The organism is Cupriavidus sp. HMR-1, assembly GCF_000319775.1.
GTDB classification, from domain to species: domain Bacteria; phylum Pseudomonadota; class Gammaproteobacteria; order Burkholderiales; family Burkholderiaceae; genus Cupriavidus; species Cupriavidus metallidurans.
The window spans coordinates 40,584-53,123 of record NZ_ANKP01000071.1; the positions used below are offsets into that span (position 1 = coordinate 40,584).

Sequence of the window (12,540 nt, forward strand, 5' to 3'; positions counted from 1 at the left end):
CATGTCAGTCTTATATAAGACCCAAGAGCATCCGCATATTATGCATAAACGCCGTGGGCACGCCAAATGATTCGGCGGCTCGTGCATACTTCGCGCCCATGACCCTGATCGCGCTAAACAAACCCTACCAGACCATGAGCCAGTTCTCCGCGCACCCCTCGCGCGCGACGCTGGCTGACTGTGTCGATGTGCCTGGCGTCTATCCTGCCGGCCGGCTCGATGCGGACAGCGAAGGCCTGCTGCTGCTCACCGACGATGGCGCGCTGCAGGCACGCATCGCCGATCCGCGACACAAGCTCGTCAAGACGTACCTCGCTCAGGTGGAAGGCGTTCCAGACGAGGCTGCGCTTGCCACCCTTCGCGCCGGCGTGGACCTGGGAGATTTCAAGACGCTGCCAGCAAAGGCGCGCGTCGTCGATGAGCCGGCATGGTTGTGGGAGCGCCATCCTCCGATCCGCTATCGCGCAGCCATTCCCACTACGTGGATCGAGTTGTCGATCCGCGAAGGCAAGAACCGACAGGTGCGTCGCATGACTACCGCGGTGGGGCTCCCCACGCTTCGACTCGTCCGCATATCTATCGGCAATCTGAAACTGCCGGAGCTGGGACTGATGCCCGGCCAATGGTGCGAAACAGATGTCTCGAAACTAGGACTTTCAAGCAACAATCCGCATGTTTCGACTGCAAGACCTGAGCGCGCGCCCACATCGGGACCGGCAAGACGCAGTTACAAATTCAAGTAAATATGGCGTCAACGGCCAGCCTTGCCGCTTCGTTTTTTCGAGTGACACGTTCTACTACGCGTCGCACTCACCAAATGCTGGACACAAATTCTCGAGGTACTCGCAAATGAAAAAACTGATCGCTGCCCTGGTTGTTGGTCTGTTCGCTACCGGCGCTTTCGCCCAGGCTTCGGCTCCCGCCGCTGCTGATGCTGCCGCACCGGCCGCCAAGGAAGCCAAGCCCGCGAAGTCCACCAGCAAGAAGCATCACAGCAGCAAGAAGCATAGCTCGAAGAAGACTGAAGCTTCGGCTCCGGCTGCTCAGTAAGGCGGTTCGCGCGCGACTCGCCGGCATCGGTCCGGCGCTCACGCGAAGGGCAGGCACGTTTCGACGGCCTGCCTTTTTTATTGCGCGAACGACTGACGCACGCGCGCTGCGCTATGCTCTCGGCTGCAGTCGACCCACTCACTTCCGATAACGCCATGCATCGCATGATCAAGACTCTGCTGGCCGCAGGCACCACGGTGCTGGCCACGCTCGCCCACGCACAAAGCGCGCTGCCTGTGATTCCGCTGACCGCTGGCATGTATGCCATCCAGGCGGAGGTGGCAGCCTCGCCCGAGGCACGCGAACGCGGCCTGATGTTCCGCAAGAACATGCCAGCCAATGCCGGCATGCTGTTCGTGTTCGAGGATAAGGCCGGCCACTGTTTCTGGATGAAGAACACCGACCTGCCGCTGTCGATCGCCTTCCTGGCCGATGACGGCAGCATCGTGAACATCGAGGAAATGAAGCCGCAGACCGAGGACAATCACTGCCCGCGCGCGGCCGTGCGCTACGCGCTGGAAATGAACAAGGGCTGGTTTGCCCAGAAGGGCCTCAAGCCGGGCGCGAAGATCGGCGGACTGCCTCAGCCGAAGTAGCAACAATAGCGCTGTAAGGCAGCCCGCGAGCTGGGTGGTTGCGGGCTGCGACGCGCTTAATCGCGGAAGTTGTTGAAGTCGAGGGGTGCCTCGTTGGCGTCCTTGCGCAGCATGGCGATCACCGCCTGCAGATCGTCGCGCTTGGTGCCCGATACGCGCACCGCATCGCCCTGGATGCTGCCCTGGACCTTGATCTTGCTGTCCTTGATCATGCGCACGATCTTCTTGGCGAGATCGCCGGTCACGCCCTTCTTGATCGTGATGACCTGCTTGACCTTGTCGCCGCTAATCTTCTCGACCTTGCCGTAGTCCAGGAAGCGCACGTCCACGTTGCGCTTGGCCATCTTGTTGATCAGGACGTCCTTGACCTGATCCAGCTTGAAATCGTCATCGGCAAAGGCGATCAGCTCGCCCTCCTTCTGCTCGACCCGGGCATCGGAACCCTTGAAGTCGAAACGCGTGGAGATTTCCTTGTTGGCCTGCTCCACGGCGTTCTTCACTTCGACCATATTGGCTTCACACACTACGTCAAACGACGGCATTTCAATTCTCCTGGTATTGCATGGCCGCTGGCACAAAGCAGCGGCCGGTCCGTAACGGTTACGTATAATCGGGCCTGCCTCTCAGTCCGGGGAGGCCATTCCGCCGCTTCGGCGCCCGCTTTTCCCGTCCTTGCATGGCAGATTTCCTCGAATTCTATCCCCTGCGCACCCACAATACATTCGGGTTCGATGCGCGCGCGCGCCTAGCCGTCCATATTCGCAACGAATCGGATCTGGTTTCGGCCCTGTCCGACCCTCGGATCGGCAATCTGCCCATCGTCGTGCTCGGTGGCGGCAGCAACGTGGTGCTGACCGGCGATCTCGATGCATGTGTGCTGCTGATGGAAATCCCCGGGTACGACGTGGCGGAGGATGATTCCAGCTGGCTCGTCACGGCCGGCGCTGGGGAAACCTGGCACGGGCTGGTGAACCGCACGATCGACGAAGGGATGCCTGGCCTGGAAAACCTGGCGCTGATCCCGGGCACGGCCGGCGCCGCCCCGATCCAGAACATTGGCGCATATGGCGTGGAACTGCGCGAACGCTTCGCCCGGCTACGTGCCTATGACCGGCAATCCGGCGACTTTGTCACGATCGACCTGAACACATGCGCGTTCGGCTACCGGGACAGCCTGTTCAAGCGCGAAGGCCGCGAGCGCTACATCATCACCGCCGTCACGCTGCGGCTGCCAAAAACCTGGCAACCGGTACTGAACTACGGCGAGCTGGCGCGTGAGCTGGACGGTGTGCGCACGCCCGATGCGGCGCAAGTCCGCGACGCGATCGTCGCGATCCGCTCGCGCAAGCTGCCGGATCCGGCAAAGATCGGCAACGCCGGGAGCTTCTTCAAGAATCCGGTCGTCGACGCCGCGCTGCGCAATGCCCTGCTGGCCGACCATCCTGCCCTCGTCAGCTATCCGCAACCCGATGGCAGCTACAAGCTGGCCGCAGGCTGGTTGATCGACCAGTGTGGATTCAAGGGTGTCGACGACGGCCCGGTGGGCGTCTACGGCAAACAGGCGCTGGTGCTGGTGCACCACGGCGGTGGAACCGGCGCGGCGCTGCTGGCGCTGGCTAACCGCATCGCGGACGCAGTGCAGGCGCACTTCGGAGTCCGGATCGAGCCGGAACCGGTGATTCTGTAGAGGGTGTCTGCTCCCCTCTTCCACAACGTGGGAGAGGGGAAAGTTCTCAGTACGGCTTAACCGAAGTGGCAGACGTAATCCAGGGTCTCGGTCACTTCGATGTCGAAGCTGCTGTTGCCCGGCACGTCAAACTGCTGACCAGCGCCATAGGTCTTCCACTCGTCCGAACCCGCCAGACGCACGCGGCAGACGCCGGCATTAATTTCCATGATTTCGGGCGCGCCGGTGTTGAACGTCAGCGCGGCCGGGAAAATCACGCCGAGCGTCTTGCGCGTGCCGTCGGCAAAGGTCACCGTGTGGCTGACGCACTTGCCATCGAAATACAGGTTGGCCTTCTTGACCACGGATACGTTGTCGAACTGGCTCATCTCAATCTCCTCGAGTCTTCGGGTTTCATCAAATCGGTGGGCGTAAAAAAGGGAGCCTGGACGGCCCCCTTTGATCGGCTCCGGCAGGTGCTTAGTAGCGGCCGCAGAGCAGGTATTCCATCAGCGCCTTCTGCACGTGCAGGCGGTTCTCGGCTTCTTCCCACACGACGCTGCGCGGGCCGTCGATCACCGCCGCTTCCACTTCCTCACCACGGTGCGCGGGCAGGCAGTGCATGAACAGGGCGTCGTCCGCGGCGCGATCCATCATCGCGGTCGTCACCATCCAATCCTTGAACGCACGCTTGCGCGCATCGTTCTCGGCCTCGAAGCCCATGCTGGTCCACACGTCGGTGGTGACCAGATGTGCGCCCTGGCAAGCGTCGAGCGGATTATCGAACACCTTCACGCGCGACGCGGCCCAGTCCGGCACCATCGCCGGATCGAGCTGATAGCCCGGGGGCGCCGAGAAATGGAACGTGAAATCAAGGCGCTCGGCGGCCTGGATCCAGGTGTAGGCCATGTTGTTGGCATCGCCGATCCACGCCACCGTCTTGCCGGCGATGGCGCCGCGCTGTTCGATGTACGTGAACACGTCGGCCAGTACCTGGCACGGGTGGTATTCGTTGGTGAGCCCGTTGATCACCGGCACACGCGAGTGCTTGGCAAAGCGGTCGATGATGTCCTGTCCGAACGTGCGGATCATGATGATGTCGACCATGCGCGAAATCACCTGGGCGGCATCCTCGATCGGCTCGCCACGGCCCAGTTGCGAATCGCGGGTATTCAGGAACACCGCGTGACCGCCGAGCTGGTGGATGCCGGCTTCGAACGACAGGCGCGTGCGCGTGGAATTCTTCTCGAAGATCATGGCCAGCGTGCGGTCATGCAACGGGTGCCACGTTTCGTAGTTCTTGAACTTCGCCTTGAGGATCTGCGCGCGGTCCAGCAGGTACTCGTACTCGTCGGCACTGAGATCGCTGAACTGGAGGTAATGCTTGATCGGGGTTGGGCTCATAAAACAAATAAGGCGGCTCGGTTTGGACACGTGGCCCGGACGCCAGACTGGGCGATCCTTCAGGGCCAGAGCGTGTCGCGGAGCCGCCTTTCGCGTCGCTTACGCAATGTAATTGCAAGAATCATAAGGGATTATTCCTGCTTTGGCGAGCCCGTAGCGCCCACTGGCGACACGCGCCGGGGCCCCCATTGACAGGTTTCCGACAGGATTTCCCGCTATGCGCAACTCTTATATAAGATATAATACTCGCTGATTCACGCGGGGCCCGGCATACCCATGCCACCGCCCGCCGCCGGCATCAAAAGTGCCCCCGCCGACACCACCGCCCTGCTGCTCCAGCCCGGATGCGCGAGAACCTTTGCGCTCCGGATGCGTCAAACGGGCGCCCGTTGAAGCGGGTTTACCGTCGAGTCACCAAGCAGATCCCCGCAGTCCCATGACGACCCCCCAAGTTCGCGAATATTTCATCCAAGGTGTGACCAAGGAAGGCAAGACCTTCCGCCCGAGCGACTGGGCTGAGCGACTGTGCGGGGTGATGGCGCAATTTCGCCCCGAGGGCGACACCGGCGACCCTCGCCTGACCTACTCGCCGTATGTGCGACCGATGATCGTGGCCGGGGTCAAGAACGTTGTGGTGGACACCCGCCTGCGGGATATCGAGCCCAAGGCGCTCGACTTCGTCCTGAACTTCGCGCGCGATAACAACCTCCAGGTCGTCGAAGCCTGCTCGTTCGGCGAATAAGCGACGGGAGCACGGGTCGCGGCAGGCGCGGCCCGGACAGAGCCGTCAGGCAAACCCAACAGGAAGCAAGGGGAAGGAAAGCGGACCCGAAGCCGGAATCAGTAGCCGGAAAACAAAAAAAGCTCGTCGCAATGACGAGCTTTTTTTGTACCACAGGGTCACCGGAGTGACCCAGGCAGCTATCAGGCAGCCATGGCCTTGATGGCGGCCGACAGGCGCGACTTGTGACGTGCAGCCTTGTTCTTGTGCACGATCTTCTTGTCGGCGATGCTGTCGATCACGACTTGCGACTGCTTGTAGATCTCAGCAGCAGCGGCCTTGTCACCAGCGTCGATAGCCTTGCGAACGGCCTTGACGGCAGTGCGCAGGCGCGAGCGCAGGCTGGAGTTGTGGGCGTTCGCGGCGACGGCTTGGCGCGCGCGCTTGCGAGCTTGTGCGGAATTTGCCATGTATCTCTTCCTGAATTCAGAATGCGCGCCCGGGGCGACGCAACAAAATGGGACGCAACAATTAAGTCACATCTGCGACCCGGGATGTTCGGACAAACGAATCCGGAACGCGACTGTCCTTGCGAATCGGCGATTATACACACATCGCAACAGGACAGGCAAGAACAACCCGTACCTGTCGCACCACGCCCGCCCCTGCCCCGCCGTACGGGGGCAAGTCACGGTCGATCCGCAAGGCTGCATCCGTATAATACCCGCCACATGAGCAGTCGCAGCCGCGCAGGAAGCGTGGTGTCGCGGCAACTTTACGGCCGGCCGAGCGTCTCAAACCCGTTTGCCGCCCCGGCGCAGACCGCACGCCGGCCTCACGCTTCCCCGAATTCTCATCTTGAACCTGCTCAAAGCGCTTGCCACCATCAGCAGCCTGACGATGCTCTCCCGCATCACCGGCCTGGTGCGCGAAATCCTGATCGCCCGTGCCTTTGGCGCCTCGGACATGACCGACGCCTTCAACGTGGCGTTCCGCATCCCCAACCTGCTGCGCCGCATTTTTGCCGAAGGCGCGTTCTCGCAGGCCTTCGTGCCGATCCTGAACGAGTACCACGGCAAGCGCGGCCATGACGAGACCATGAGCCTGGTGGATGCCGTGGCCACGGTGATGACCTGGGTGCTGGCCGCAGTATCGCTGCTCGGGGTGATCGGCGCGCCGATCGTCATGACGGTGGTCGCCACCGGCTTCCGTGGCGACTCCGAAACCTACAACGCCGCCGTCTTCATGACGCGCGTGATGTTCCCGTACATTGGCCTGATCTCGATGGTGGCCCTGGCCTCGGGCATCCTGAACACTTGGCGCAACTTCGCCGTGCCAGCGTTCACGCCCGTCCTGCTGAACCTCTGCCTGATCGTGGCCGCCCTGTTCGTGGGCCCGCACATGAGCCAGCCAATCTACGCGCAGGCGTGGGGCGTGCTGGTCGGTGGCGTGCTGCAGCTGGTGATCCAGGTACCCGCGATGCGCAAGCTCGGCGTGATGCCGCGTGTGTCGCTCAACCTGCGCGCCGCCTGGGCAAACCCTGGCGTGCGCCGCGTGATCACGCAAATGCTGCCGGCGCTGCTGGCCGTATCGGTGGCGCAGATCAGCCTGATCATCAATACCAATATCGCGTCGCGACTCGGAGCCGGCGCGGTGTCGTACATCACCTATGCCGATCGGCTGATGGAATTCCCCACCGCGCTGCTCGGCGTCGCGCTAGGCACGATCCTGCTGCCTAGCCTGTCGCGGGCAAGCGCCGAGGACAATCGCGAGGAATACTCCGGCCTGCTCGACTGGGGCCTGCGCCTGACGTTCCTGCTGGCGCTGCCATGCGCGGCCGGACTGATGCTGTTCGGCACGCCGATCACGTCGGTACTGTTTCACTATGGCCGGTTCGACGCCCATGCGGTCGAAATGACGCAGCAGGCATTGACCACCTACGGCGTCGGGCTGCTTGCGCTGATTCTGATCAAGATCCTGACGCCGGGCTTCTACGCGCGCCAGGACATCCGGACGCCGGTCAAGATCGCCATTCTCGTGCTGATCATCACGCAGGCATCCAACTATGTGTTCGTGCCGATGCTCCAGCACGCGGGCCTGCCGCTGTCGATCAGCTTTGGCGCCACGGTGAACGCCCTGCTGCTGTTCTACGGCCTGCGCCGACGCGGCTACTACCACCCGGCGCCGGGCTGGGGCCTGTTCCTGCTGCGACTGGTGGCCGCGATGCTGATCCTGTCGGGCATGCTGCTCTGGTTCGCACGCAACTTCGACTGGATCGCGCTGGGCGCCACCCCGGGGTTGCGCATCGCGCTGATGGGCGCCTGCCTGGTACTTGCGGCGACGGTCTACTTCGGTACACTGTGGCTCATGGGCCTGCGCTACTCCTCCTTCCGGCGCCGCGCGGGCTAGTCAGGAACCCGCCATGACCTCCACGAAAGTCCTGGACTACTTCGCCAGCCTCGTGGCCGACGACGACGCGATCCCGCTCACCGAGACCGCGCTGGCGATCGCCCAGGACGCCTATCCTGACTTGGACCTGCAAGCCGAACTGGCAGCCCTGGATGTTCTGGCCCTGCGCCTGAAGCGCCGGATCGCGGAGGGGACGGCGGCCATCCAGCGCCTGCGCCTGCTCAATCATTTCTTCTACCGCGATCTCGGCTTCGGCCCCAACGCGAACGACTACTACGACCCGGACAACTCGTACCTGAACGTGGTGCTCAAGCAGCGCCGGGGCATTCCGATCTCGCTGGCCGTCCTCTACATGGAACTCGGCCAGCAGATCGGCCTGCCGCTCAAGGGTGTTGCCTTCCCCAGCCACTTCCTGGTTCGCATGACGATTCCGGCGGGCGAGGTCGTGCTCGACCCGCTGACCGGCGAGACGCTGTCGAAGGAACAGTTGCAGGAAATGCTCGACCCCTATCTCGAGCGCGAGGGGATCACCAATTCGAGCGAAGTGCCGCTTGGCCTGTTTTTGCAAACGGCCAGCCATCGCGAGATCATCGCGCGGATGCTGCGCAACCTGAAGGCGATCTATTTGCAGGAGTCACGCTGGCAGCGGCTGCTGGCGGTGCAGAACCGCCTGGTGATCCTGTTGCCGGACTCGATCGAGGAAGTACGCGACCGGGGGCTGGCGTATGCCAACCTGGAATGCTTCCGCCCGGCGCTGGAGGACCTGGAAGCCTATGTCCAGGCCCGCCCGGATGCGGCCGACTCGACGCAGATCCGCGATCGGATGCCGGCCTTGCGGATGATGAGCCGCAGCCTCAACTAACGGCTGCAGGCCCATCCGGCCCCGCCCCGCTCAGGAAGCGCGCGTATCGCGCGCCTTGCCACGCACCAGCTTCCACAACCCGCCCAGCACCAGCGGCACCACGGCCGCGCCAATACCAGCCAGCACGATCAGGTTCAGGTATTGCTTGATGAACGGCAGGTTGCCGAAGAAGTAACCGGCGAATACCAGGCCGAACACCCAGATCACCGCGCCGATCACATTGAACAGCTGGAATCGCGCGAACGTCATCTGCGACACACCGGCCACGAACGGCGCGAACGTGCGCACGATCGGGATAAAACGTGCCATCACCAGCGTCTTGCCGCCATGCTTCTCGTAGAACATGTGCGTCTTGAGCAGCGCCTTCTGGTCCAGGAATCGCCATTGGTGGTCAAATACCTTCGGCCCGATCCAGCTCCCGACCATGTAGTTGACCGTATTGCCGGTCACGGCCGCCACCAGCAGCAGCCCCGCCAGCACCCATTCGTTCATCGCGCCCGTCGCGCACATCGCGCCGGCAATGAACAGCAGCGAGTCGCCCGGCAGGAAGGGCAGCACCACCAGCCCGGTCTCGGCAAAGACGATCGCAAACAGGATGCCGTAGACCCAGACGCCATAGTCCAGGACGAACTGTCCGAGGAATTTGTCGACATGGAGAACCATGTCGAGCAGTTGCAATGCGGTATCCAAATTTGTCCCCATTCAATGAAGGTCCACATCATACAAGAGCGCCCGGTTTGATCCGTCACCTGGCGCCCGGAAAAGTGCCCAGGACTGTGCCGAATTCGTGTCCTCGCGCACGTATAATCGCCCACATGCCTGCCGAAGCCGACCGTACCCATCCTCGCACCGCCCAACCCAACCGCCCCATTCGCCCGCTGCCGGACCAGCTGATCAGCCAGATCGCCGCCGGTGAAGTGGTGGAACGGCCCGCGTCGGTCGTCAAGGAACTGCTCGAGAACGCACTCGACGCCGGCGCCACGCAACTGGGTATCCGGCTCGAGGAAGGCGGCGTGAGACGCATCGTCATCACCGACAACGGCTGCGGCATCCCCGCCGACGAACTGCCCGTCGCGCTGATGCGCCACGCCACCAGCAAGATCGCCTCGCTGGACGAACTCGAATCGGTCCTGACACTGGGCTTCCGCGGCGAGGCGCTGGCCTCGATTGCCTCGGTCTCCCATCTCGTGCTGACCAGCCGCACGGCCACCGCCACGCACGCCACCCAGATCAGCGCCGACACAGGCCATCTGCAACCCGCTTCAGGCGGAGTTGGCACGATGATCGACGTGCAGCACCTGTACTTCAACACGCCAGCCCGTAGAAAGTTCCTGAAATCGGAACAAACCGAGCTGGGGCATTGCCTGGAGATGATCCGCCGCGCCGCGCTGGCACGGCCCGACGTCACGATTTCGGTGCATCACAACGGCAAGCCGCTGGAGCACTGGAATGCCGGTGACGTGGCCACGCGCACGGCGCAGGTGCTCGGCAGCGACTTCGCGCGCGCCCGCCTGCCGCTCGACGAACAGGCCGACGCGCTGCACCTCTATGGCTTTGCCGGACTGCCCACCGCATCGCGAGGCCGGCCGGACCAGCAGTATTTCTTCGTCAATGGCCGTTTCGTGCGCGACAAGCTGCTCAACCATGCTGTACGCAGCGCCTATCAGGACGTGCTGCATGGGGACCGATTCCCATCGTATGTGATCTGCCTGGACCTGCCGCCCGAACTGGTCGACGTGAACGTTCACCCTTCCAAGATCGAGGTTCGCTTCCGCGAATCGCGTGCGGTGCACCAGTTTGTCTATCACGCAGTGCAGCGATGCCTGGCACGCCAGGCCGGCGAGCAAGGCGACAGCCTGCATTCGGAGATCGCCGATGAGGCAGGACGGCCTTCGATGCCTGCGGCCCGTCCAGGCGGCGCGCCGGGTGCGCCGGGCGCCGCGCCGCAGTGGGTCAATTATTCGGCAGGCCGCCAGACCGAGCTTGGTATCGCGCAGCCGCGTCAAGCCTATCTGGGCATGGTCCGCGACGCCGCCGGGCAAGGTGGCGCGCGGCCCTGGCAACCCTCACCACAGCCACCGGCCTGGTTGGCCGACGCACAGGCAGCACGCGCAGACGAACCGCCGGGCCTGCTCGATCGATTACCGCTGCAGCCTTCCACCCTGCCCGCGGCAGACGAAGGCGACGACGATCATCCGCTCGGTTACGCAGTGGCGCAGCTACACGGCATCTATGTGCTGGCGCAAAACGCCCGGGGGCTCGTGCTGGTCGATATGCATGCAGCTCACGAGCGCATCCTGTACGAACAGATCAAGACCGCCCTCGACGCGCGCGAACTGGCGGTGCAGCCGCTGCTGATTCCGGTGACGCTGCCGGCCAGTCCGGTGGAAATCGGCGCAGCCGAAGAACATCAGGAAACGCTGCGACTGCTCGGCTTCGACATCAAGCCCGTATCCCCCACGACGCTCGCCGTGCGCGCGATTCCCGCACTCCTCAAGCAGGCCGATACCGAAGCCTTGGCCCGCGACGTGCTGCGCGACCTGCAGGCCTACGGCGGTTCGCGCGTGCTGGCCGAGCGCCAGAATGAACTGCTGGCCACGTTGGCTTGCCACAGCGCCGTGCGCGCCAATCGCAAGCTGACCGTAGAAGAGATGAACGCCCTGCTGCGCCAGATGGAGCAGACCGAGCGCGCCGACCAGTGCAACCACGGCCGCCCGACATGGGTGCAGTTGACGGTTGCGGAACTCGACCGCCTGTTCCTGCGCGGCCAGTAATCTCCCCCAGCTTCAAGATGTCCGCACAGTCCCACCCGCCCGTCGTCTGCCTGCTCGGCCCCACCGCATCGGGCAAGACGGCGGCCGCGCTCGAACTGGCCGCGCGCACGCCGGTCGAGATCATCAGCCTCGATTCAGCGCTGGTCTATCGCGAGATGGACATCGGCACGGCCAAGCCCACGCGCGAGGAACTGGCCAGCGTGCCGCATCACCTGATCGACATCATCGATCCGCTCGAAAGCTATTCAGCGGCGCAGTTCGTGACCGACGCCGAGCGGCTGATCGGCGAGATCCGCGCACGCGGCCGCACGCCGCTGATCGTCGGCGGCACGATGCTCTATTACAAGGCGCTAACGCAAGGGCTCAACGACCTGCCTCAGGCCGATGCCACGGTGCGCGCGGAACTCGACGCGCTGGCGGCCGAGCGCGGCTGGCCGGCGCTTCATGCGATGCTGGCCGAGGTCGACCCCGTCACGGCGGCGCGGCTCGCGCCCAACGATGCCCAGCGCATCCAGCGCGCGCTGGAAATTCATCGCCTCAGCGGTCAGCCGATGTCCGCGCTGCTGGCACGGCAAGCCGACGCACGCACGTTCACGGGTGCGGCCGACGCACGCTACCGCGTGATCGCCCTGGAGCCGTCGGACCGCGCCGTGCTGCACGCGCGCATTGCCGACCGCTACGACGCGATGCTCAAAGGCGGGTTGATCGAGGAAGTGGAGCGCCTGCGCGCGCGCGGCGACCTCCACCTGGGTCTGCCGTCGATCCGCTGCGTGGGCTATCGTCAGGTGTGGGAATACCTCGATGGCGACTGCGACTTCGCGACGATGCGTGAGCGCGGCATCGCCGCCACGCGCCAGCTATGCAAGCGACAGCTGACCTGGTTGCGCAGCACCCCGGAGCGCATCGGCATCGACTGCCTGGCGCCAGACTACGTTGCAAGGGTTGCCGACGCGGCGGGGTGGTGACGGCGTGCGGAGTGGAAGATAATCGTCGCTCAAACCTTTTTGGCCTGCTTTCCGCCCGCCCCAGATGACCACGTTCACCATCCGCCCCGCCGC

At 63.7% G+C, this 12,540-nt stretch carries 14 protein-coding genes; 9 read left to right on the top strand and 5 right to left on the bottom strand.

All coding sequences use genetic code 11. From position 1 onward, the window contains the following. Nucleotides 1-98 precede the first annotated feature (98 nt). The 3 genes from D769_RS10895 to D769_RS10905 all read left to right on the top strand — a co-directional run bounded on the left by D769_RS10895 (nucleotide 99) and on the right by D769_RS10905 (nucleotide 1,646). Nucleotides 99-743 carry a pseudouridine synthase gene (locus D769_RS10895; protein ID WP_008644949.1) on the top strand — a complete coding sequence of 215 codons (645 nt, stop codon included), beginning with the start codon at nucleotides 99-101 and terminating at the stop codon, nucleotides 741-743. A 106-nt stretch (nucleotides 744-849) separates the two neighbouring features. Then, the gene (locus D769_RS10900) at nucleotides 850-1,050 is read left to right on the top strand and encodes a hypothetical protein (protein WP_008644951.1); all 201 of its coding nucleotides are present in this window, start codon (nucleotides 850-852) and stop codon (nucleotides 1,048-1,050) included. A gap of 155 nt (nucleotides 1,051-1,205) precedes the next feature. Next, the gene (locus D769_RS10905) at nucleotides 1,206-1,646 is read left to right on the top strand and encodes a DUF192 domain-containing protein (protein WP_008644952.1); all 441 of its coding nucleotides are present in this window, start codon (nucleotides 1,206-1,208) and stop codon (nucleotides 1,644-1,646) included. A 56-nt stretch (nucleotides 1,647-1,702) separates the two neighbouring features. Here D769_RS10905 and D769_RS10910 read toward each other — a convergent pair whose 3' ends face one another. Next, complete coding sequence (locus D769_RS10910) at nucleotides 1,703-2,188, bottom strand: YajQ family cyclic di-GMP-binding protein (RefSeq protein ID WP_008644954.1); 486 nt, start codon at nucleotides 2,186-2,188, stop codon at nucleotides 1,703-1,705. Between the two features lie 134 nt (nucleotides 2,189-2,322). Here D769_RS10910 and murB point away from each other — a divergent pair, with 134 nt between their 5' ends. Continuing rightward, entirely contained in the window at nucleotides 2,323-3,333 is a 1,011-nt protein-coding gene (gene murB, locus D769_RS10915; RefSeq protein ID WP_008644956.1) for a UDP-N-acetylmuramate dehydrogenase, read from the top strand. A 56-nt stretch (nucleotides 3,334-3,389) separates the two neighbouring features. Here murB and D769_RS10920 read toward each other — a convergent pair whose 3' ends face one another. After that, nucleotides 3,390-3,701, bottom strand: coding sequence for a pyrimidine/purine nucleoside phosphorylase (locus D769_RS10920; protein ID WP_008644958.1), 312 nt, complete (start codon nucleotides 3,699-3,701; stop codon nucleotides 3,390-3,392). 91 nt (nucleotides 3,702-3,792) lie between these two features. Continuing rightward, a complete protein-coding gene (gene argF / locus D769_RS10925) occupies nucleotides 3,793-4,716 on the bottom strand; it encodes an ornithine carbamoyltransferase (protein WP_008644959.1) in 924 nt (307 codons plus the stop codon). Nucleotides 4,717-5,152: 436 nt separating this feature from the next. On the opposite strand from argF, the gene D769_RS10930 reads away from it, so the two are divergent. Further along, complete coding sequence (locus D769_RS10930; protein WP_008644961.1) at nucleotides 5,153-5,458, top strand: DUF3579 domain-containing protein; 306 nt, start codon at nucleotides 5,153-5,155, stop codon at nucleotides 5,456-5,458. A 182-nt stretch (nucleotides 5,459-5,640) separates the two neighbouring features. On the opposite strand, the gene rpsT is transcribed toward D769_RS10930, so the two are convergent. Then, nucleotides 5,641-5,907, bottom strand: a complete 267-nt coding sequence (gene rpsT / locus D769_RS10935; RefSeq protein WP_008644962.1) for a 30S ribosomal protein S20 — start codon at nucleotides 5,905-5,907, stop codon at nucleotides 5,641-5,643. A 388-nt stretch (nucleotides 5,908-6,295) separates the two neighbouring features. Between rpsT and murJ the strand changes: the two genes are divergently transcribed. Together murJ and D769_RS10945 are read left to right on the top strand one after the other, a co-directional pair. Then, a complete protein-coding gene (murJ, locus tag D769_RS10940; protein ID WP_008644966.1) occupies nucleotides 6,296-7,846 on the top strand; it encodes a murein biosynthesis integral membrane protein MurJ in 1,551 nt (516 codons plus the stop codon). A gap of 13 nt (nucleotides 7,847-7,859) precedes the next feature. Next, entirely contained in the window at nucleotides 7,860-8,708 is an 849-nt protein-coding gene (locus D769_RS10945) for a SirB1 family protein (protein ID WP_008644968.1), read from the top strand. Between the two features lie 30 nt (nucleotides 8,709-8,738). On the opposite strand, the gene D769_RS10950 is transcribed toward D769_RS10945, so the two are convergent. Beyond that, entirely contained in the window at nucleotides 8,739-9,386 is a 648-nt protein-coding gene (locus D769_RS10950; RefSeq protein ID WP_234818943.1) for a VTT domain-containing protein, read from the bottom strand. A 137-nt stretch (nucleotides 9,387-9,523) separates the two neighbouring features. Between D769_RS10950 and mutL the strand changes: the two genes are divergently transcribed. Then, nucleotides 9,524-11,482, top strand: a complete 1,959-nt coding sequence (gene mutL, locus D769_RS10955; RefSeq protein WP_008644972.1) for a DNA mismatch repair endonuclease MutL — start codon at nucleotides 9,524-9,526, stop codon at nucleotides 11,480-11,482. A 17-nt stretch (nucleotides 11,483-11,499) separates the two neighbouring features. Continuing rightward, complete coding sequence (miaA, locus tag D769_RS10960) at nucleotides 11,500-12,447, top strand: tRNA (adenosine(37)-N6)-dimethylallyltransferase MiaA (RefSeq protein WP_008644973.1); 948 nt, start codon at nucleotides 11,500-11,502, stop codon at nucleotides 12,445-12,447. The last annotated feature ends 93 nt before the right edge of the window (nucleotides 12,448-12,540 follow it).